This window comes from Shewanella sp. FDAARGOS_354, assembly GCF_002209245.2.
GTDB classification, from domain to species: Bacteria; Pseudomonadota; Gammaproteobacteria; order Enterobacterales; family Shewanellaceae; genus Shewanella; species Shewanella xiamenensis.
Genome location: NZ_CP022089.2, coordinates 4,562,680 through 4,583,203, shown reverse-complemented (window position 1 = coordinate 4,583,203; position 20,524 = coordinate 4,562,680). Strand labels below are relative to the sequence as shown.

The 20,524-nt window shown below is 47.8% G+C and carries 17 protein-coding genes; 13 read left to right on the top strand and 4 right to left on the bottom strand.

The genetic code is table 11. From position 1 onward, the window contains the following. The first annotated feature begins 2 nt into the window (after positions 1 to 2). The 6 genes from CEQ32_RS20645 (at position 3) to CEQ32_RS20620 (ending at position 5,128) form a co-directional block, all read left to right on the top strand. A complete protein-coding gene (locus CEQ32_RS20645; protein WP_088586750.1) occupies positions 3 to 1,736 on the top strand; it encodes a polyamine aminopropyltransferase in 1,734 nt (577 codons plus the stop codon). 78 nt (positions 1,737 to 1,814) lie between these two features. Continuing rightward, positions 1,815 to 2,228, top strand: coding sequence for a YjfI family protein (locus CEQ32_RS20640; RefSeq protein WP_007645549.1), 414 nt, complete (start codon positions 1,815 to 1,817; stop codon positions 2,226 to 2,228). 12 nt (positions 2,229 to 2,240) lie between these two features. Next, positions 2,241 to 2,930: a PspA/IM30 family protein gene (locus CEQ32_RS20635; protein WP_011715973.1), complete on the top strand. Its 690-nt coding sequence runs from the start codon at positions 2,241 to 2,243 to the stop codon at positions 2,928 to 2,930. Positions 2,931 to 3,079: 149 nt separating this feature from the next. After that, positions 3,080 to 3,733 carry a hypothetical protein gene (locus CEQ32_RS20630; RefSeq protein WP_088586749.1) on the top strand — a complete coding sequence of 218 codons (654 nt, stop codon included), beginning with the start codon at positions 3,080 to 3,082 and terminating at the stop codon, positions 3,731 to 3,733. 107 nt (positions 3,734 to 3,840) lie between these two features. Next, the gene (locus tag CEQ32_RS20625) at positions 3,841 to 4,170 is read left to right on the top strand and encodes a hypothetical protein (protein ID WP_011715971.1); all 330 of its coding nucleotides are present in this window, start codon (positions 3,841 to 3,843) and stop codon (positions 4,168 to 4,170) included. Between the two features lie 133 nt (positions 4,171 to 4,303). Next, complete coding sequence (locus CEQ32_RS20620; RefSeq protein WP_088587019.1) at positions 4,304 to 5,128, top strand: ion transporter; 825 nt, start codon at positions 4,304 to 4,306, stop codon at positions 5,126 to 5,128. A 53-nt stretch (positions 5,129 to 5,181) separates the two neighbouring features. Here the strand turns inward: CEQ32_RS20620 and CEQ32_RS20615 are convergent, their stop codons facing one another. Next, positions 5,182 to 6,693 carry an inorganic triphosphatase gene (locus CEQ32_RS20615; RefSeq protein WP_088586748.1) on the bottom strand — a complete coding sequence of 504 codons (1,512 nt, stop codon included), beginning with the start codon at positions 6,691 to 6,693 and terminating at the stop codon, positions 5,182 to 5,184. 231 nt (positions 6,694 to 6,924) lie between these two features. Here CEQ32_RS20615 and CEQ32_RS20610 point away from each other — a divergent pair, with 231 nt between their 5' ends. The 7 genes from CEQ32_RS20610 to CEQ32_RS20580 all read left to right on the top strand — a co-directional run bounded on the left by CEQ32_RS20610 (position 6,925) and on the right by CEQ32_RS20580 (position 16,160). Beyond that, positions 6,925 to 7,605 carry a TIGR00153 family protein gene (locus tag CEQ32_RS20610; protein WP_037421779.1) on the top strand — a complete coding sequence of 227 codons (681 nt, stop codon included), beginning with the start codon at positions 6,925 to 6,927 and terminating at the stop codon, positions 7,603 to 7,605. Between the two features lie 25 nt (positions 7,606 to 7,630). Beyond that, positions 7,631 to 8,920, top strand: a complete 1,290-nt coding sequence (locus CEQ32_RS20605) for an inorganic phosphate transporter (RefSeq protein ID WP_080612413.1) — start codon at positions 7,631 to 7,633, stop codon at positions 8,918 to 8,920. 194 nt (positions 8,921 to 9,114) lie between these two features. Further along, positions 9,115 to 9,663: a TIGR04211 family SH3 domain-containing protein gene (locus CEQ32_RS20600; protein WP_037421868.1), complete on the top strand. Its 549-nt coding sequence runs from the start codon at positions 9,115 to 9,117 to the stop codon at positions 9,661 to 9,663. Positions 9,664 to 9,920: 257 nt separating this feature from the next. Continuing rightward, complete coding sequence (putA, locus tag CEQ32_RS20595; protein WP_192959135.1) at positions 9,921 to 13,115, top strand: bifunctional proline dehydrogenase/L-glutamate gamma-semialdehyde dehydrogenase PutA; 3,195 nt, start codon at positions 9,921 to 9,923, stop codon at positions 13,113 to 13,115. A 381-nt stretch (positions 13,116 to 13,496) separates the two neighbouring features. Then, positions 13,497 to 14,504, top strand: coding sequence for a DUF4238 domain-containing protein (locus CEQ32_RS20590; protein ID WP_088586745.1), 1,008 nt, complete (start codon positions 13,497 to 13,499; stop codon positions 14,502 to 14,504). Between the two features lie 647 nt (positions 14,505 to 15,151). Further along, positions 15,152 to 15,886 (top strand): DUF599 domain-containing protein, encoded by a 735-nt coding sequence (locus tag CEQ32_RS20585; RefSeq protein WP_037421785.1) that lies wholly within the window; start codon positions 15,152 to 15,154, stop codon positions 15,884 to 15,886. 94 nt (positions 15,887 to 15,980) lie between these two features. Further along, the gene (locus CEQ32_RS20580) at positions 15,981 to 16,160 is read left to right on the top strand and encodes a helix-turn-helix domain-containing protein (protein WP_088586744.1); all 180 of its coding nucleotides are present in this window, start codon (positions 15,981 to 15,983) and stop codon (positions 16,158 to 16,160) included. A 51-nt stretch (positions 16,161 to 16,211) separates the two neighbouring features. On the opposite strand, the gene cyaB is transcribed toward CEQ32_RS20580, so the two are convergent. Genes cyaB through cydD form a run of 3 tightly spaced genes read right to left on the bottom strand, consistent with a single transcriptional unit; the run spans position 16,212 to position 20,494 of the window. Continuing rightward, complete coding sequence (cyaB, locus tag CEQ32_RS20575; protein ID WP_055647746.1) at positions 16,212 to 16,796, bottom strand: class IV adenylate cyclase; 585 nt, start codon at positions 16,794 to 16,796, stop codon at positions 16,212 to 16,214. 27 nt (positions 16,797 to 16,823) lie between these two features. After that, positions 16,824 to 18,575 carry a heme ABC transporter ATP-binding protein/permease CydC gene (cydC, locus tag CEQ32_RS20570; protein ID WP_088586743.1) on the bottom strand — a complete coding sequence of 584 codons (1,752 nt, stop codon included), beginning with the start codon at positions 18,573 to 18,575 and terminating at the stop codon, positions 16,824 to 16,826. After that, positions 18,572 to 20,494 carry a heme ABC transporter permease/ATP-binding protein CydD gene (cydD, locus tag CEQ32_RS20565; RefSeq protein ID WP_088586742.1) on the bottom strand — a complete coding sequence of 641 codons (1,923 nt, stop codon included), beginning with the start codon at positions 20,492 to 20,494 and terminating at the stop codon, positions 18,572 to 18,574. Before cydD ends, cydC begins: the two co-directional genes overlap by 4 nt. Between the last annotated feature and the right edge of the window lie 30 nt (positions 20,495 to 20,524).

Here is a 20,524-nt window from a genome sequence, read left to right as displayed (position 1 = left end):
CAATGCACGAATCCCAAATAACCGGCTCTGCGACTCAAACGGTAAAAACGAGTCGCCTAAGCTGGTTCGATGATGTCCTACTATTGGGCATTATGGCCGTACTCGCTGGGTGCGGCCTGATCTACGAATACCTGTTGTCCCACTACGCAGGCAGGATCTTAGGCGCGTTAGAAGCCGCCATTTACACTATGATCGGCCTGATGATCGTCTCCATGGGTCTTGGTGCCTTTGCCGCTCGCAAAATTAAAGATGCCTTTATTGGCTTTGTGGTGCTCGAACTCACGGTCGCGCTCTGCGGCTCGCTGGCGATTTTAATTACCGCAGCCGTAATAGGTTTTGGTCAGCAGCTGCCGATGCTTATCGCCTCCACCTTAGGCTTACCACCGGATCAACTGCCCGAGGGTGGCATGATTGGCTCGCTGCAAAAGCTGAGCGAATATCTGCCCTATGTCTGGGGCGTTTTGCTCGGCTTGATGATCGGGATGGAAATTCCGCTGATCGCGAGGGTAAGACAATCTCTATCAGATGAGCACTTGCTGCATAATGCCGGTACTATTTATGGCGCCGACTATATTGGCGCAGGGATTGGCGCGGCCATTTGGGTCGGCTTTATGCTGGCCATCGATATTCAACTCGCCGCCGCGCTGACCGCCAGCTTTAACTTGCTCGCGGGCTTTGTGTTTATCTGGCGTTTTTGGCCCAAGATCCAAAGGGCGAAATTATTGCTCTCGGGGCATTTTGTGGTCACGGGCGTATTATTGCTGCTCGCCATTCAAGGGCCGAGTTGGGAGCAACAGTTCAACAATCTGCTCTATAAAGACAAAGTGGTTTACGCTAAGGCCACGCGCTTTCAACAACTCACCTTTACCGAACGCTTACGCGGCAATGGCCTCTCCCCCATATACTCTTTGTATATCAATGGCCGATTACAGTTTTCGAGTATCGATGAGCATATCTACCATGCGTTTTTAGTTCACCCAACGCTTGCGGCCAGCGCTCGCCACAACAAGGTATTAATCATTGGTGGTGGTGATGGACTGGGCCTAAAGCAAGTGCTGCGCTGGGAGCCTGAGCAAGTGACCTTACTCGATCTTGATGCCGCATTGGTGCAACTCTTTAAAACGCCCGATACGGATATGCCTAAGCGTTTAAGCCAAGCCCTGTTAGCCCTCAATGGCAATGCCTTTAACAATCCTCGCGTTAAGGTGATCCACGACGATGCCTTTAACGGAGTCGATAAATTGATTGCCACAGGGAATAAATACGACGCCATTATTGTGGACTTGCCCGATCCTAGCCATCCCGATTTAAATAAGCTCTATTCGGATTATTTCTATCGCAAGCTCAAGGAACTAATGAGCAGTGATGGCGCTCTGACTGTACAGTCAACCTCGCCCTATCACGCGCAAAAGGCCTTTATCTCGGTCGCGAAAACCTTGGCTTTAGCGGGGTTTGACGTAAAACAGTATCACCATAACGTCCCAAGCTTTGGAGAATGGGGCTGGAGCATTGCCACTGTATCGGGAAAAGATGCCCAGCATCGCCTAGGCGAGCTGACAGCACTGCCGATAGCGGATGACTGGTTAACCTTAGGTTTAGTCAAAGGCGCCTTTGAATTTCCTGCCAATTTTTATCAGGACGCCGCCAATATTAAGCCTAACGAACTCGGTTCGTTGCAGTTGTACCATTACCATCAACAGGCATGGTCCGAAACCCAAGGACTGGATCTTTTTTAACGGATAAAGATAGTACTTGACATATTATGTCCCGATGCTATCTTTGAACACAGACATAATATGTCAATAAGGACAAATATGAATATCCATACTCTTGCTAATCACCTCAACAGCCTTGGCAATAACAGCCAGACCGGCTTCCAATTCGATTGCTATCCAATTGATGGTGAAGTCGAAGTGTTGCAAGTGAATGTGGTCGGCCGTGAAGAAATCCCGGTATTCGTATCGGTTACGGACAACCAAATTCTCTGCATCAGCTACCTGTGGGGCGAGAACGAAGTAAACCAAGAACGTCGCAGCGAAATGTTTGAGACCATGCTCGAATTAAACATTCCAATGCCATTGTCAGCCTTTGCCAAAATTGATGACAAATACGTGGTTTACGGCGCGCTGTCTCTGCAATCTAGCATGCTCGAAATCGAGCAAGAGTTAGCAGTCTTATCCGATAACTGCTTAGAAGTTATCGATGAAATGGTCGACTATCTGAAATAAGGAGCCACAATTATGGGCATTCTGAACAAAATTTTAACAGCGTTTCGCGGTGGTGCCACCGAAGTTGGCCAAAGCATCGTAGACGCAAACTCGACTCGAATTTTCGAACAGGAAATCCGTGATGCCGAGAAACACTTAACCAACGCCAAGCGCGAACTGACCGATGTGATGGCGAAAGAAATGCAAGCCAGCCGCGAAGTTGACCGCTTAAAGCGCTCAATTGCCGAACACGAAGGCTATGCAACGCAAGCATTAGATAAAGGCAACGAAGCCTTAGCCATTGAAGTAGCTGAAAAAATTGCTCAATTAGAGCAAGAGCTGGCCGAGCAGCAAACTGCGAATGACAGCTTCAGCGCCCATGCAGTACGTCTGAAAGATTTAGTGAAGAAGACCGAGCGTCAACTGTCTGATTATCAACGTCAGTTAAGCATGGTCAAAACCACCGAAAGCGTGCAAAAGGCAACAGCGACCATTACCGACTCTTTTGCCTCAAGCAACTCTAAGCTGCTGAATGCCAAAGATTCATTAGAGCGTATCAAGGCGCGTCAACAACAGTTTGACGACAGATTGAAAGCCGCTGAAACCTTAGCCGAAGAAGGCAGCGATAAATCATTGCAGGCCAAATTAGCCGAAGCAGGCATTGGTGAGCAAAAATCGAATGCCAACGCCGTGCTCGAACGTATCAAGGCACGTAAAAGCTAATTCATGATTGACCAAACGCCGAGCACCGATGGGACCATCACCCCCTATTGTGCTCGGCTTTTTTGTTTTTTGTTTTAGACACGCGGATATGTCCAATCAGCCACTCATGGTGTGAGCTTTGGCATGGTGCGCACTGTTTAGGAGCGAATATGGGATTTTTTAACAGTATTTTTGGTAAAAAGACGCCGCCAGCGCGTGAACTCAATCATCCCTCTGCGCTCAAGATCGGCGATATGGTCTCCATCGACAATAGTTTTGCTCTGCCGCCACAATTGCGCGGTCAACAACTGAAAGTCGAAGCGGTGAATACCTATGAGTTTGAACGCAATCAGCAAACCGAGTGGGTGCTAAAAGGGCATGGTAGCGAGACGCTATTTTTGAGTCTTGAAGAAGACGATGAAACTTACCTCGCCTTCTCCCTTAAAATTACCCGCGCACAGGTGGAACAGTTATTCGATTTAGAGCAATTCAGCACCCTGTTCGATGAACCAGACCACGCCGAACTCACCACCCAAGAGTTATCGCCACAGCTAGCCGAGCAGCTCGAACAATGGCTGGGTAAGCAATATCACCAAGTGACCTTTGCGCTGTTTGGCTATTTTCACCGTGAAGACTACCGCGGCCTAAAACCGCCGCAGGATGCCAATGGTGCAACCGGCGAGCCCTTCGAATATTATTTACTGCTCGATGATGACGAAAGCCGCGCGGTAGAAGTCGAAGTGTACGAGGGTGGAGATACTGATGTGGTACTGACCTTATACCGCCCCTTGTCGGACATTCGCGACTACTGGCCCGGTCAGTAAAGTTTGGCATAGGATAAAGTGCGCGACTCGCACTTTATCGCTTAAGCCATTACAATCCCAATTGAATTCGCTCGAAATGTACGGTTGATAGCAACAGGTAACGCCTAATGAGTAAAACGAAACACCCTCTCCCAGAGCAATGGCAAAAGAACCAGCAAGCCGCAAAAGCGACGCAAGTGGCCTTCGATCTCGATGAAAAGTTTCAATATTCTATTCGTAAAGCCGCGCTCGATGCAGGTGTCAGCCCTTCCGATCAAATCCGTACCATTTTAGGCTTAAGTGTTTCAAAACGTCCGACTCGCCCCCGCTTAACCGTCTCTCTAAACGCAGAAGATTATGTACAACTCGCTGAAAAATATGGTCTTAGCGCCGATTCTCAGCTTGAAATTAAACGCCGCGTGCTCGAAGATTTAGTACGCTTTGTCGCCGAAGATTAATCGTAGTTACGCCTCTAAGCATTTAAGCGCCCGACAAACCTAAGTCGGGCGATTTATCACAAAGTTAATTTACTCATAGCGTAAACTCTTTTACCTTAGACATCCGCCTTAAAACACAGGGATCATGTTAGGCATGACAGATAAAACCCCTTGGTCGCTCCGCTCTTTGGGTAATCCATCTCCCTTCGAATTCGCCATGATGCTGTTGTCGCTGCTCTCGGTCATCATAGTGTTAGTGATGACCTTTGGCCGACTCGACAAAGAAACCTACAGGTTACTGTTTTTTATCGATACCACGATTTGCATGATTTTTATGGTCAATTTCTTTGCAGGCCTATTTCGCGCGCGGGATAAACTTTTTTACCTGCGCCATCACTGGATCGATTTCATTGCCAGTATTCCGGCCATCGAAGCGCTGCGAATCGCTAGAGTATTTCAAATTCTGCGGGTAATTCGTTTAATCCGCATGAGCCGCTCCTTCCTTATTCCCTTGATAAAACAACGTAAACAAGCCACTCTCGCCAGCTTACTGGTCGCTATGGTGACCATTTTAACCTTCGCCTCTATCATCATCCTGATTGTCGAAAGTGGCACCGAGGGCGCCAATATTCAAACCGCCGAGCAAGCCATTTGGTGGGCCTTAGTGACGATTTCGACCGTGGGTTATGGCGATTTTTATCCCGTCAGCACCGCAGGACATATTGTGGGCGGCATAGTGATTGTCAGCGGTGTAAGCTTTTTCGGGGTGATTTCGGGTTATATGGCCTCGGTATTTGTCGCCCCCGATGAAAGTGAGCGCCAAGAACGTCAAGACGCCCATAAGGCGGAGATTAAAAGCGAACTCGAGATGGCTCTTGCCAGAATGGAAGAAAACCAGCGGCAGATGGAGCAGAATCAGGCGCAGATGCTGGCCAAAATTGCCGAGTTAAAACAGGCATTGGAAGCTCAAAAAAATTAGGAAGGCATGGCCTTCCTAAGCTTCATTCAAAGGGGTCTCGACCAATCGGCCATTTACCAATAGGTCGTTTGCGTCATCGCGTTTTGTCTCGACGCCTCCATCGCAAAGAGTAAGCTTTGCTGCTTAGCCTCAAGCCAGTCGCTTAAGTCGATGCCAAGGGTTTGCGCCGCCAGCGTCAGTTGCTGATAACAGGCTAAGGTTCTAATCCCTAACACTAAATCCTGCCAAGGTGCCCTAAAGGCATCGCGGGATTTTGCCTCATACAAAAGCCCATAGGCCTGCCCTACTTGAATACTCTCATCCAGTAACGCCGCGCACTGTAAATAATCCTCGGCTGTCATGGTCTTATCGCTTGGCATGGCCGAGAGAACCGCCTGCCACGAGGCTTCCTGCGCATGATCAGCATGCTGGGACAACCCAAGCTCTGCGGGCAGCTCGATATTCCCCGCACTAAGCGCCAATAGGATCTCGACAATCGCTAACTGCAATTGACCGTATTCAACACTTTGCCAGAGTGAGTTTAATCGCCCAGAGATATCCATGGCCTCAAATTGCAGCTGTAGTTGTTGCATCAAAACTTGACGGGCGTCATGCCGAGCCAATAAGCCTTTTTGACTGCCGAGCAAGGCTGCGAGGGCCTGTGCCTCTTCAATAAAGGTAAGTTGCGATTCAATCAAATTAAAGTGCTGCATCAAAGTAGCATTAGCGAGGCCAAACTGGCTCAGCGTCATCCGTAATAAACGGATACAGGCGCGCATCCGCCACCACAGGGCAATTACGGCTTCGTTGTCTTGTTCTTCGGCAATCATGGCTTCGAGCAGCTGCCAACGTTCGAGTGCAGTTTCCAGTAGCACTTGGCAGGTAGCCGTTAAATCCTGTTGATGGGGCTGATGCAGGTTGAGATCCTCTGGCACGGGCAGCGGTAAAAACTCCAGCGCACTCAAGGTTAACGGCTTTGATTGCCCCGCGAGTCGATAGCCGCGCTGCGCCTTACTGGCTTTACCTAAACGAACAGGAACGCTATCGGCCACTTGCATCGCTAAGGTTAATAAGGCACTGGCATCCCCCGACAATAGCTCAAATTCGAGTTCGCAGAGGGCTTCATGCTGACCATTAGCGGTAATATCCCCCGTGTCCAAGGCAACCTCAATGAGGCTCTCTTCGAGAGTCACATGCCAGGCACGGCGATAAAAATCGGTATGAAATACGCAGCCAAGCGCCGCTTGCACTGAGGCTAAATCGGCATTCTCGGGCCAGATATTGGCGGGAAAGAGGCTTAAATTTGGGCTGTCGGCTTCAATGGTGACGTTATATTCGGGACGTGAATGGATCCCGCCCACAACTTGCCCCGCCGTCTTAATGGTTTGCTCTTTGTGACCATCAAACCCGCGTACCCTTAACCCCATGTCCCATTGGCGTAATTGTAATCCGGGGGTATCAAAGTAACTGTTGCTTAAGCGACGCTTTCCCTGCGGAGCGGCGTTTGGCAGGCTATCTAACTTATTTATCAAGGATTCTTGAAACTTAGGTAGGAAAAACAGTTTTAATTCAATCTCAGCATTCATTACTGCACCGCTCATTTTGTCATCAAATATTCATTCACGCGTCATTTTTAGTTCATAATGTCACAAATGTGTCATAAAAATCCCGTAGGATTTGGTTTTGAAGTTGGTATATAACCCGTTAGAATAAAGCTGTGATTTTTTCTCAAAAAACACAGTTTCAATACGCGGACGCATAGGGTAACATGCGCCCGCTTTTTCCAATCATGGAACAATCTAAATAGGTAAACGGCAATGCCAGTAAACTCTATTTTGGGCGTGTTTGCAAAATCGCCAATTAAGCCTCTTCAAGAGCACATGGACAAAGTCTACGATTGCGCATCGTTACTGGTCCCCTTTTTCGAAGCCACCATCACAGGTAACTGGGATGCTGCAGTTCAACTACGTAAACAAATTAGTTTAGCGGAAAAGCAAGGGGACTCACTCAAACGTGAAATTCGCCTCACTCTGCCAAGCGGTTTGTTTATGCCTGTTGAGCGTACAGATCTATTGGAACTACTGACACAACAAGACAAAATCGCTAACAAAGCAAAAGATATCTCTGGTCGTGTAATCGGCCGTCAATTGCTTATCCCTCAGGTCATGCAAGTCCCCTTTATCGCATACTTACAACGTTGTATCGACGCTGTAGGTCTTGCAAAAGAAGTCATTAACGAACTCGAAGATTTGCTCGAAGCAGGTTTCCGTGGTCGTGAAGTTGACTTAGTGGCCAAAATGATCAATGAACTCGATATCATTGAAGAAGATACTGACGATTTACAAATTCAACTTCGTCGTCAATTATTCGCATTGGAATCAGAATTGAATCCTGTCGATGTGATGTTCCTCTATAAAACGATTGAATGGGTCGGCGGTCTTGCAGATCTGGCCGAACGCGTCGGTTCGCGTCTTGAGCTTATGCTTGCTCGCGTTTAATAAATAAGGTTATCAAGGTATCAATATGGTTGATGCAGGTATGGAGGTGGCTAACGTATTAGCCACTAATGGGCCGTGGCTTATTGCCATTGCGGCTGCGTTTGGTTTTCTAATGGCGTGGGGCATTGGTGCAAACGATGTGGCCAATGCGATGGGAACCTCTGTTGGTTCTAACGCTATTACGATTAAACAAGCGATTATTATCGCTATGATCTTCGAATTTGCAGGTGCTTTTTTGGCCGGCGGCGAAGTGACCAGTACAATCCGTAACGGTATTATTGATTCAAGTTATTTTACCCAAACCCCTGAATTGCTGGTATATGGCATGATTGGCTCATTGTTAGCTGCGGGGATTTGGTTAGTCGTGGCATCGGCATTAGGCTGGCCAGTATCAACGACTCACTCAATTGTAGGCGCGATTATCGGCTTCGCGGCTGTAGGCGTTGGCACTGAGTCTGTCGCTTGGGAAAAAGTAGGCGGTATTGTTGGTTCTTGGGTCATTACACCAGCAATCTCTGGCTTTATGGCGTTCATTCTGTTCCAAAGCACTCAAAAACTGATTTTCAACACCGATAACCCACTTGCTAATGCTAAACGCTATGTACCTTTCTACATGGCGTTCGCAGGCTTTATGATGTCATTAGTCACGATCCTCAAAGGATTGTCACACGTTGGCATTCATTTAAAAGGTGCCGAAGCTTATATCCTGGCGGGCGTAATAGCATTGGTCGTTGGTATCATAGGTAAAGTGTTTATTTCTCGTCTAAAAATGGATGAGAAAGCAAGCCACAAAACCATGTACGCTAACGTCGAAAAAGTGTTTGCGATCCTGATGGTTTTAACCGCTTGTTGTATGGCATTCGCCCACGGTTCAAACGATGTTGCAAATGCGATTGGTCCTTTAGCTGCGGTGGTATCTGTAGTTAATAGTGGTGGCCAAATTGCATCTAAATCACCGTTAGTATGGTGGATCCTACCTTTAGGTGCTGTGGGTATCGTTATGGGTCTGGCGATTTTCGGTCAGCGCGTGATGCAAACCATTGGTAAAAATATTACTCACTTAACCCCAAGTCGCGGTTTTGCTGCCGAATTAGCCGCAGCCTCTACCGTAGTGATTGCTTCTGGTACTGGTTTACCTATCTCTACCACACAAACGTTAGTCGGTGCGGTATTAGGTGTGGGTATGGCCCGTGGTATTGCGGCAATCAATATTGGTGTGGTGCGTAACATTGTTGTGTCTTGGGTGGTTACTTTACCTGCGGGTGCAGGTCTATCGATCATCTTCTTCTATATGATTAAAGGCATCTTTAACTAAGAAGCACATGACGACTATGGCAAGCTCGCCGTAGAAATGTACTAACACAGAGGAATTGCTAGCATGGATGCGGCAAAGTTGAGGGAAGTCTATGACTTCCCTCTTGCATTGCAGGCCTCAAATCCCTAGCATGTGGTCACTATTTCGTTGATGAGAATACAAAAGTGTTAAGAATGCTGACTCTGGTGGGAATGATGTTACTCTCCCCTAACCTGCTGGCCGAAGGCCAACCCCGCTATATCTCGGATAACGTGTTTCTTTATATTCTCAACGGCCCTGGTACTGATTATCGTATTTTGGGTTCGATTGAAGCGGGACAACCCGTTACGTTACTTGGCGAAACTCAGGGCGATTATTCAAAAATAATCGACCATAAAGGTCGTGAAGGTTGGGTGCCAACCAACTTAATTAGCTCAACGCCTAGTTTTCGTGAGCAAGTTTCAACACTCACTAATGAGTTAAACGAAACCAAAGCCAAGCTTGCTGAAGTCTTAAGTTCGACGAATAACCATTCCGATGAAGTGGATGAACTCAAAGCCAAGCTAAGCGAAGCCGAAGCTATGCTGAACAAAACCACTCAAGAGCGTGATAACCTCAAAGTAGCGGTTGATCATAGCGCCCAAGAGGCACAATTTGCGCTATGGCGTGAGGGCGGACTGATTGCCGCCGCCGGTTTAGTGGTTGGGGTAATTTTGGTATATCTGCCAAGACCACAACGCCGCAACAAGAAGCGTTGGATGTAAATTTTTACGCAAATAATCTGAAAGTCAAAGCTAAAGCCAGTGTTTTCAAACACTGGCTTTTTGTCAATCAAGCGTTACAACTAACGCTTAACAAGCCAATCAAACAATCCTCACATTCTTTCACGCTATAGTGTTGTCCGTCACATTTTGGTTGTATAATCTGCGCGCGCAAAGCTTCATATTGTATACAAAATATCAAATGCGTTTCGCGCCCCCCATTTTTGTTTCAACAATAGAGCCGAAAACAACTGGCCAAGATGGAAGCGATTACTATGTTCAAAGCGAGTGAAGTGCTGGCAGGCCGCTACGATTCTGCCAATCTCGACGAACTGTTCAAAGCCGTCACCGACAACTACATTGTCGATGAAGAACAATACTTGTCAGAGCTAATCAAACTAGTACCCTCCAGTGATGAAGCCATCGAGCGCGTCACTCGTCGTGCCCACGAACTGGTAAACAAAGTTCGTCAATTTGAGAAAAAAGGCTTAATGGTTGGCATCGATGCCTTCCTGCAGCAATACAGCTTAGAAACACAGGAAGGCATCATCCTGATGTGTTTAGCCGAAGCCCTGCTGCGTATTCCCGATGCGGCCACCGCCGACGCCTTGATTGAAGATAAACTTTCAGGCGCAAAATGGGATGAACACTTAAGCAAAAGCGATTCAGTGCTGGTTAACGCCTCAACTTGGGGCCTAATGCTCACGGGTAAAATTGTTAGCTTAGATAAAAAAATCGATGGTAGCCCGAGTAGCCTATTAGGCCGTTTAGTCAATCGTTTAGGTGAGCCTGTGATCCGCCAAGCCATGATGGCGGCGATGAAGATCATGGGTAAGCAGTTCGTTCTCGGCCGCACCATGAAAGAAGCGCTCAAGAACAGCGAAGACAAGCGTAAGTTAGGCTATACCCACTCTTACGATATGCTGGGTGAAGCCGCGCTAACGCGTAAAGATGCCGAAAAATACTTTAACGATTATGCCAATGCGATTACCGAGTTAGGCGCGCAAAGCTATAACGAAAATGAATCACCACGCCCAACCATTTCTATCAAGTTGTCGGCACTGCACCCACGTTACGAAGTCGCTAACGAAGACCGTGTATTGACCGAGCTATACGACACCGTTATTCGCCTGATTAAACTCGCGCGCGGATTAAATATCGGCATTTCTATCGACGCCGAAGAAGTTGACCGTCTCGAACTGTCATTAAAGCTGTTCCAAAAACTGTTTAATTCTGACGCCACTAAGGGTTGGGGCTTACTCGGTATCGTGGTGCAAGCTTACTCTAAGCGCGCTCTGCCAGTGCTGGTATGGTTAACCCGCCTAGCGAAAGAGCAAGGCGACGAAATCCCGGTTCGCTTAGTAAAAGGCGCTTACTGGGACAGCGAGCTTAAATGGGCGCAGCAGGCTGGCGAAGCTGCTTACCCACTCTACACCCGCAAAGCTGGTACCGACGTATCTTACTTAGCCTGTGCGCGTTACCTGTTATCCGACGCCACCCGCGGCGCGATTTACCCACAATTTGCCAGCCACAACGCGCAAACAGTGGCGGCCATTTCCGATATGGCGGGCGATCGTAACCACGAATTCCAACGTCTACACGGTATGGGACAAGAGTTGTACGACACTATTCTGTCGGAAGCTGGCGCGAAAGCGGTGCGTATCTATGCCCCAATCGGTGCCCATAAGGATCTGCTGCCCTACTTAGTGCGTCGCCTGCTGGAAAACGGTGCTAACACCTCGTTCGTACACAAGCTGGTCGATCCGAAAACCCCTATCGAGTCTTTAGTGGTTCACCCACTGAAAACCCTGACAGGCTACAAAACCCTGGCTAACAACAAAATCGTTTTACCTACCGACATCTTCGGTAGCGATCGCAAAAATTCCAAGGGACTCAATATGAACATCATTTCAGAAGCAGAGCCATTCTTCGCGGCCTTAGACAAATTCAAATCGACGCAGTGGCAAGCGGGCCCTCTGGTTAATGGTCAAACCTTAACTGGCGAGCACAAAACCGTGGTTAGCCCATTCGATACCACTCAAACCGTGGGCCAAGTGGCCTTTGCCGACAAAGCGGCTATCGAACAAGCCGTGTCTTCTGCTCGTGCAGCTTTCGCCTCTTGGACCCGTACGCCTGTTGAAGTGCGCGCCTCTGCCCTGCAAAAGCTGGCGGATCTGTTAGAAGAAAACCGCGAAGAACTGATTGCCCTCTGTACCCGTGAAGCGGGCAAGAGCATTCAAGACGGTATCGACGAAGTGCGTGAAGCCGTTGACTTCTGCCGCTACTACGCGGTGCAAGCTAAGAAGCTGATGTCAAAACCTGAACTGCTCCCAGGCCCAACGGGTGAGTTAAACGAACTCTTCCTCCAAGGTCGCGGTGTGTTCGTGTGTATCAGCCCATGGAACTTCCCATTGGCGATCTTCTTGGGCCAAGTCTCAGCAGCCCTCGCTGCGGGTAACACTGTGGTCGCAAAACCCGCTGAACAGACGTCTATCATTGGTTACCGTGCAGTGCAGTTAGCACACCAAGCGGGTATTCCAACGGACGTGCTGCAATATCTACCGGGCACAGGCGCTACCGTAGGTAACGCACTGACGGCTGATGAGCGCATCGGTGGCGTATGCTTTACCGGTTCAACGGGCACAGCCAAACTCATCAACCGCACACTGGCAAACCGTGAAGGCGCAATCATTCCGTTAATCGCCGAAACTGGTGGTCAAAACGCTATGGTGGTTGACTCTACTTCTCAGCCAGAACAAGTGGTTAACGATGTAGTGTCTTCATCCTTCACCAGTGCGGGTCAACGCTGCTCGGCGCTGCGTGTACTCTTCCTACAGGAAGATATTGCAGACCGCGTTATCGATGTTCTGCAAGGTGCGATGGATGAGTTAGTGATTGGCAACCCAAGTTCAGTGAAAACCGACGTAGGCCCAGTTATCGATGCGACCGCGAAGGCTAACCTTGACGCCCATATCGACCACATCAAGCAAGTCGGTAAGCTTATCAAGCAAATGCCACTGCCAGCGGGCACTGAGAATGGTCACTTTGTAGCGCCAACTGCCGTTGAAATCGACTCAATTAAAGTGCTTGAAAAAGAACACTTTGGTCCAATCCTGCACGTGATCCGTTACAAGGCATCTGAACTTGCCCATGTGATCGATGAAATCAACAGCACAGGCTTTGGCTTAACCTTAGGTATCCACAGTCGTAACGAAGGCCATGCCCTCGAAGTAGCTGACAAGGTTAACGTGGGTAACGTGTACATCAACCGTAACCAAATCGGCGCTGTGGTTGGCGTACAGCCTTTCGGCGGCCAAGGTCTGTCTGGCACAGGTCCAAAAGCCGGTGGTCCACACTACTTAACTCGTTTCGTGACTGAAAAAACTCGCACTAACAACATCACCGCCATCGGTGGTAATGCGACCCTGTTGTCACTGGGTGATAGCGAAGAATAAGCCCTCTCACCTGTGAGAGTTGAACAAAAGCCAGACGGAGTCTGGCTTTTTTTATTTACGTTAATCAAAATCAAAGTCGTGGGGCTTCACCCCCTTGATTTTTAATAAAGAGTCGCCCTAGGAGGACTGCTCGTCCTATCCTCCTTGGATGCTCCAAGACGCACCTATCGGCTCAACGGCAGCATCCATACTAGTACTGTATCTCGTTAATTCCCGAGTATACTTGTCGCTAAATAACTATGGATGTCTCGATAAAGTTATTGTGAAAGGTGCATGATCGATTAACGTAAATGTAGTTTGAACAAAATAGGACATAGGCCTTGATGTCCTCTGTTTTTCTCTTCATGCCAATTTTTATAACACCAATGCAATGGAGGGCATATGACTGAAACCGACAAAAAATATTTAGAAGCAAAAAAGAACCATCATCATGTATGGGCTAATTATATGAAGAGATGGTCGCCTGATAACAAACAGGTTTACTACACGACTAAGAAAAATAACGACATTCGCTTTGATAGTGTCAAAAACATTGCTGTTGAACGTGATTTTTATCAAGTAAAACCACTTACACCTGAACATGTGCAAATAATCAAAAGATGGTCGTCAAAAAGTCCTAAAGACCTACACGAGCTGCATATGTCTTATCTAAGTGATTACCTAGCAATGCAGTACTTGGAATCACTGTATAAACAAGGCGGTAAAAAAGATGAAACCGCTGATAAGATGATTGAAGCTTGGAAGTGTAACGGTATTGAAAACTATCACACAGCTCACGAAAATGAAGTTCAAGAAACTCTAGAGGCGCTTGCAAATCGAAATTTATCGGTACTTGATAAAGACGATAATATGATTAAGTTCATGCAATTCTATGGTCAGCAAATTGCGAGAACTAAAAACATCAAAGATACGATAAGCAACACTTCAGCCAATCATATTAAGACGTTAATGCTAGAGTGTTGGTGGTTCATTGGTTATATATTAGGCATGAGTTTAGGGCGTTCACTTTACTTAGACAGAAAAGACGACACTCATTGCCTGCTGCTCAATGACACAGATACACCGTTCATTACTTCTGACCAGCCCATTATTAATGTTCATCAAGCATTAACAAACAAGATTAAACCACCAAAAGATCATGAATGTGATTTCTACTATCCGATATCACCAAATGTTGCTTACATGATAAACAAATCAAATCGTTTTCCGCGCGGCAAGGTTCAAGTATCAGTTGATGTTGTTGAAGAAATGAATATCAAGATAGCCAAACGTGCAAATGTTCATATCATTGGCAACAGTGAGGAGTCACTTAAGCTTTATAAGAAGTTTGTTGGTTCAAATCTCAAAGCTGTTAAAACAGTCCACATAACACCTTACTTGCATGAGTAAAAGTAAGTGATAAAAGACACGACAGGCATAACTCTTTTGGAACCAACAGCCGACACTGAAATCACAGAAGCTCACCATACCTCGGAGTTACCGCAGGCCATTTTCGTTCGTTACGTAAGCGAGGCAAGGTTGTTCTCGTTAATACATGCACTTCACGACATCAAGCATCCTACCTATCAGATGCCGAGATAGCGTCAGTCGAATCAGACATCGGATGACGCTAATATTAGATAGGTGAGCCAAGGCGATTTGCGAAGACGACCGTCCGCCCCATGGACGGGGCGGTCGAGCATCCACGGACGGACTCGCTGCGTGTCGGTAAGCAAATGCCATGGCGAACCACTTTCGGAAGATATCTGTAAACATTAAACACACAACGGCTATAGTTACAAAGTCTTACTCAATCAGTACGCGGCTTCGAGATATGCTTTAATGTATTTTTCTCACTCACTTACCTCACTAGAATTTCCTCAAAACTGAGTCTTACTAAGCAAGCGGTTTTAAAGCCAATGTGAGCGGCTTCAAATTGTGAATAGGCGAGATTTGAAAGCGATATGGGGGGATTGCGCCTAAGAGATAAAAACCTTCATAATCGCCATTCAATCAATCGATTTTTACTTTCTCAAAGTCACTTTCTCAAGGCAACTATGACATTCTCGCTATTAGATATTTCTGCATTGACGTGGTTTATCGTTTCTTGGGCTGGCTATACCGCCTTTGCCCGACGTAAGGCGAAGGATACCGACTGTATTGCCCGTGGCCTGCATAAGCACCGAATTTACTGGATGCTCGAGCTGATGACTCGAGGCGTGCGGGTAGGCGATGCGGCGTTATTGGCAAACCTTGAACGCAATATTGCCTTTTTTGCCTCGACCACGCTGTTCGTGCTCGCAGGGGTATTAACCCTATTTGCACAGGTTGAACGTCTCGAGGCCGTGATTGCCACTATTCCCTATGCGACGCCACCAAATCATTCATTGGTACAAGTTAAATTAGCGTTATTAGTGGTCATTTTTGTGATGGCGTTTTTCCAATTTACCTGGTCGATGCGCCAATACGGCTTTGTGAACGTGATGATAGGCGCAGGCCCGATGGATAGCGAAGGCGCCAATGACAACCTCAAAGCCTACGCGCGGCAAATGGCAACGGTGCAAGACCAAGCCGCCCATTCCTATAACTATGGCCTGCGGGCTTACTACTTTTCGATGGCCGTGCTCTGTTGGTTTGTGCACCCAATACTGTTTATTTTGGCGAGTTTGTTTGTGGTGGTCACCCTGTATCGCCGCGAATTTAAATCCCGTGCTGTTATGGCCATTACCGCTGCGAAGGCACATTTAGGAACAGAATACCAAGCGCGAGAAACTCAGCGTCAATCCAAGTAGTCGTCATTTAGCTTGAGACTGCGCCAGTAAAGCGCAGTCTAATTCTTGTTCTATACTCATTGGGTTAATCACCAATCAATAATGGGAGTGAACCATGAGTGATAATCTGTTAACAGTGGATGAAGTGTGCAAGTTGCTGGATAAGAGTCCGGCAACTATCAAACGCTATGCGCGGGAAAACCTGCTCAGCAGCGTCAAAGACGGTGAAGAATTGCGATTCCCCGAAGAAGAGGTCAAACGTTACATAGCCTTTTCGCAGCGCTTAGGAAGATAAGCCGCCGCGCCTTTTATCGATTCATCCCCAAATGGACTTGGGATGCCTCGCTTATCCTTGTATAGCCATCTGTAACTGTTTGTAAGATAAAAACTCCCGCTGTGATTCCTCTAGCCCAAGCTCTGCGGCTAAGGCGAGGAGCTGCGCCTCATAGATTGGCAGCTTAGCTTCATCATTAGTCATGATTGCAAGCTCGGCAAAGTCTCCTAAACCTTCGAGCCAATCAAGCGTTAAATGAAATTCCCCGAGAAAATACACGCTGCGGCGTTTTTTAATCTCAAGCACACATTGATAGCCTAAAGTCCGTAGCATACTTTTGGCTTTATTGGCATCCGTGATATTGACCGCCTCACAACGGTCTTTCTCGGGTCCTTTCACAATCCACAGCATGATGCCAGAGGGCTGCATCTCACGAATGCACAGGCTTTTATGCTCCGCCGCTAACGACACTGAGGGCGAATCAAAATAGCAGTCATGCTCAAGATTATCCTCGAGCATCACCTCGGGGGATTTGGTGCTTAGGCGTGCCCAAAAGGCTTCACGGTCTGTAAGCCGATACTTAAGCTCAACCTCAAACTTGCCGTTAAAATGAGCGTTAATTTGCGGCGCAAGCTGTGCAGGCATAAAATTATTCATCAACTATCTCCATGATTACAACCTAGTTCAACCTAATCGACGATAAAGAGCCTGGTACGCCGCACATTCCTTGAGCAGACTTTGATGATTTCCTGAAGCAACGATTTTACCCTCAGCCATAAGGTGAATTTGGTCCATCTTGGCCATCGCCGTTAAACGATGGCTAATCATGAGCAGAGTTTTATCCTTTGCAAATTCAAGCAGTAAACTTAAGATCTCCCGCTCGGTGCGCTTATCTAAGCCCTCGGTTGGCTCATCTAACAGTAACAAAGGCGCATCACGCAGCAATGCCCTTGCCACGCCAATTCGGCGCTGCTCACCGCCCGATAACTGCCGGCCGCCCTCGCCAATCCACATATCGAGAGGCTTGTCGCCTTTAAGTAATTCGCCTAAACCAACCTGTTGTAATACTTGGATAAAACGCTCGTCATTGGCGGTACGTTTTTGACCTTCAGGCACAGGCAAGGCAATAGCAAGGTTCTCCCGCAGCGTGCCCGCGTACAGGTAAATCCGCTGGTTCACGACTGTCATCGCCGATCTTAATGCGCCCTCGCTATAGTCACTCAATTGATGACCATCAAGGTAAATCTTACCGCTTTGCGCCTGCCACTCTCGGGTAATTAAGGACAATAAACTGGATTTACCGCAACCAGTGGAGCCCAATAGCGCCACCTTTTGGCCCGGTTTTATCTCGAGGGATAAGCCCTGAAGCACGGGCTGGCTTTCGCTATAACTAAATTGGATATCGCGGACCAGCAATCCACCAGAGGTCGCCTTAAGATCTGTATCTGTACTAAAACGAATATCGCTTTCCTGCTCGGTGATTTCGTTAATACGCGTTGCCGCCAGCACACAACCGGACAAATGTTGGAAAGCCCCCGCAATCGGCATCATCATTTCCACACAGGCCATAGTGGCAAACACCATCAAGGCAAACATCGGGCCGGGAGGCACGGCATCGCCCACGCCATTGGCGGCTAAAAATAGCATCATGATGAGTGCCGAGCCCGTCGCCAGGATCAGCATGGCTTGGCTTAAGGCGGTGATATTCGCCATCGCCCCTTGGCTAGCAAATAACGCCTGCTCTGCCTCGTCGAGCTTGTGTCTGTATCTGGCGTTTGCTCCAAATAAACTCAACTCCGCTTGGCCTTGTAATATATCGAGTAACTGCACTCGATATTGGCGTTTAGTCTCCAGCATATTGCGGCTAGGCGCATGCCCGAGACGATAAAACAACAGTGGTAGCAGCAGCCAAATCACCACTAAAAACAGGCATAAACTTAAGGCTAGCTTGGCATCAAACCATGCAAGGAATAGATATAACAACGCCGTCATCAGCAAGGAAGCCGCCATCGGCGTCAACAATCGTAAATACAGATGGTCGAGCGTATCTATATCCGCCACGAGGCGGTTGAGCATATCCGCACGGCGCAAACCTTGCAGATTTTTAGCGCTGAGAGGGAAGAGTTTTCGCCAGGCCCAAACTCTGAGTTCAGTCAGTAATTTAAAGGTCGCCTCATGGGTCGCGAGACGCTCACCGTAACGACTGGCTGTACGGGCAATAGATAAGAATCGCACGCCACCCGCGGGGGTAAAAAAGTTAAAGGATTGGGAGCCGATAATAGTTAATCCCGCCACCGCCGTCGCCGATAAAAACCAACCCGACAACGACAATAAGCCAATCCCCGCCATCAAAGTGGTAAGGGTAAGCACCAGCCCAATAACCATCATTAACCATTGATGGGAGAACAAACGAATGAAAGGAAGGAGTATTCTCATTGTGCACCTCCCTCTGTTGTCCCTAACGCAATATCGATGCGAGTATCAGGCATTGGTGTATCCAGCTCAATATCTGCCACCGATTCGATATTTTCATGCAACATGGTTTGGAATAAACCCGCCTGCATAGAAAGAGTCGCAAAGTCGCCTCGCTGAACAATCAATCCCTTATCTAAGACTAAGATCGACTGCATCCGATCGAGCTGATCTAATCGATGGGTCACCATAATGCACATCTTGCCCGCCATCGCACGGTTCAAGGTGAGCGTTAATAGTTGCTCGCTAACACTGTCTAAACTCGCGGAGGGTTCATCAAGGATAAACACCTGCGACGCCTGTGCTAGCGCCCGCGCCAGAGCTATACGTTGTGCCTGCCCGACCGATAGGGTTGATGACTGTTCACCGATAGCTGTCGCTAAACCAAGGGGTTGCATGCGCACAAATTCATGGATATTGGCTTGCTCTAACAAGTGCCACACCTGCTCGTCTGTAATATTAGGATTGGCTAGGGCTACGTTTTCCCGCACTGTGCCATGGAATAACTGTGGCTCCTGTCCAAGCCACGCTAATTGGCGCCGCCAATAAGCAAGATCAATGCTGGAGAGCTCAACACCATTAATCAGTAACTTGCCTTGATAGGGTAAAAATCCTAATAGCGCGTTGAGTAAACTCGTCTTGCCTGCGCCACTTGGGCCGACTAAGGCTAAATGTTCCCCCTGTTTCAACTCAAAACTAATAGGCCCTAATAAGCGGCTGCCATCAACGCTAAAGACCTCAAGTTCTTCAGCTATCAGGCTTTCAATCTTCTCAAGTCTGGTATCACCAACGACTGAGTCTGTTGGCTGAGGCTCGGGATGCTCAAGCAGAGTCATTAAAGCCTGCGCGGCACCAATCGCCTGCGCTTTGGCATGGTAGTGAGTGCCCATATCCCTTAACGGCTGATAAAACTCCGGCGCTAAAATAAGGATAAACAAACCGACAAACAGGCTAAAAGGTAAACCTTCATTCGTATTAGGCCCAATTTGAGCGTGCGCGCCATAGTAGCCAAAATCGAGGTGACCTAAGTAACTAAAACCAAAGTAAACCGCTAATACAGCAATTGACACCGCGGCAAAAAACTCCAGTACCGCCGAGCTTAAAAAGGCCATGCGCAGCACCGACATGGTTCGGCTGCGAAACTCCTCCGATGCCTTTTCAATCACCTTCAGCTCAGCATCGCCTCGATTGAATAGCTTTAAGGTCGCGAGCCCTTTTAATCTATCCATAAAGTGGCCACTTAATCTGGCTAACGCATTGAAATTTTTACGATTGGCATCAGCAGCACCCATACCGACAAGGATCATAAACAGCGGGATAAGGGGCGCGGTTAACAGCAAAATCAGCCCCGCCGCCCAGTTGATGGGAAACACGGCGATGAGGATCAATAACGGGATCACGCCAGCAAGCGTCATTTGCGGTAAATAACGAGCATAAAAATCTTGTAAATCTTCAACTTGCTCTAACACTATGCTCGCCCAACTGCCTGCGGGTTTGCCTTTAATAAACGCAGGGCCGAGCCGAGTTAACTTATCCATTACCGCACTGCGGATCTGTTGACGCAAACGCCTACCCGCTTCAAAACTGGCACGCTCGCGGCCATAGGCAAGTATTGCTCGCAATAACATTAAGCCAATCAAGGCCATAAAATGCGGCAGATAATCACTCGCTCTGATAACAGTCTGAGCGCTATCGGCGCCTAATCCGAGCAATCCATTACCAATAATCACACCATCGAGGAGAGTAGCAATTAAATAAGCCTGCACGATCAATGCAATAGCACTTAACATTCCACACCATACGGAGAGCTTAACAAACCAGCCACAGGCTTTTTTTTGCGACTTGAGCCAAACGAGAAGGGACTTTTCTAACGACTTATCCATGGTGCTCCAACAAAACCAACACTGCAGTAA

Coding starts and splice junctions, on each gene's coding strand:
- CEQ32_RS20645 (WP_088586750.1), top strand. CDS start 3: ATGCACGAATCCCAAATAACCGGCTCTGCGACTCAAACGGTAAAAACG.
- CEQ32_RS20640 (WP_007645549.1), top strand. CDS start 1,815: ATGAATATCCATACTCTTGCTAATCACCTCAACAGCCTTGGCAATAAC.
- CEQ32_RS20635 (WP_011715973.1), top strand. CDS start 2,241: ATGGGCATTCTGAACAAAATTTTAACAGCGTTTCGCGGTGGTGCCACC.
- CEQ32_RS20630 (WP_088586749.1), top strand. CDS start 3,080: ATGGGATTTTTTAACAGTATTTTTGGTAAAAAGACGCCGCCAGCGCGT.
- CEQ32_RS20625 (WP_011715971.1), top strand. CDS start 3,841: ATGAGTAAAACGAAACACCCTCTCCCAGAGCAATGGCAAAAGAACCAG.
- CEQ32_RS20620 (WP_088587019.1), top strand. CDS start 4,304: ATGACAGATAAAACCCCTTGGTCGCTCCGCTCTTTGGGTAATCCATCT.
- CEQ32_RS20615 (WP_088586748.1), bottom strand. CDS start 6,693: ATGAATGCTGAGATTGAATTAAAACTGTTTTTCCTACCTAAGTTTCAA.
- CEQ32_RS20610 (WP_037421779.1), top strand. CDS start 6,925: ATGCCAGTAAACTCTATTTTGGGCGTGTTTGCAAAATCGCCAATTAAG.
- CEQ32_RS20605 (WP_080612413.1), top strand. CDS start 7,631: ATGGTTGATGCAGGTATGGAGGTGGCTAACGTATTAGCCACTAATGGG.
- CEQ32_RS20600 (WP_037421868.1), top strand. CDS start 9,115: ATGTTACTCTCCCCTAACCTGCTGGCCGAAGGCCAACCCCGCTATATC.
- putA (WP_192959135.1), top strand. CDS start 9,921: ATGGAAGCGATTACTATGTTCAAAGCGAGTGAAGTGCTGGCAGGCCGC.
- CEQ32_RS20590 (WP_088586745.1), top strand. CDS start 13,497: ATGACTGAAACCGACAAAAAATATTTAGAAGCAAAAAAGAACCATCAT.
- CEQ32_RS20585 (WP_037421785.1), top strand. CDS start 15,152: ATGACATTCTCGCTATTAGATATTTCTGCATTGACGTGGTTTATCGTT.
- CEQ32_RS20580 (WP_088586744.1), top strand. CDS start 15,981: ATGAGTGATAATCTGTTAACAGTGGATGAAGTGTGCAAGTTGCTGGAT.
- cyaB (WP_055647746.1), bottom strand. CDS start 16,796: ATGAATAATTTTATGCCTGCACAGCTTGCGCCGCAAATTAACGCTCAT.
- cydC (WP_088586743.1), bottom strand. CDS start 18,575: ATGAGAATACTCCTTCCTTTCATTCGTTTGTTCTCCCATCAATGGTTA.
- cydD (WP_088586742.1), bottom strand. CDS start 20,494: ATGGATAAGTCGTTAGAAAAGTCCCTTCTCGTTTGGCTCAAGTCGCAA.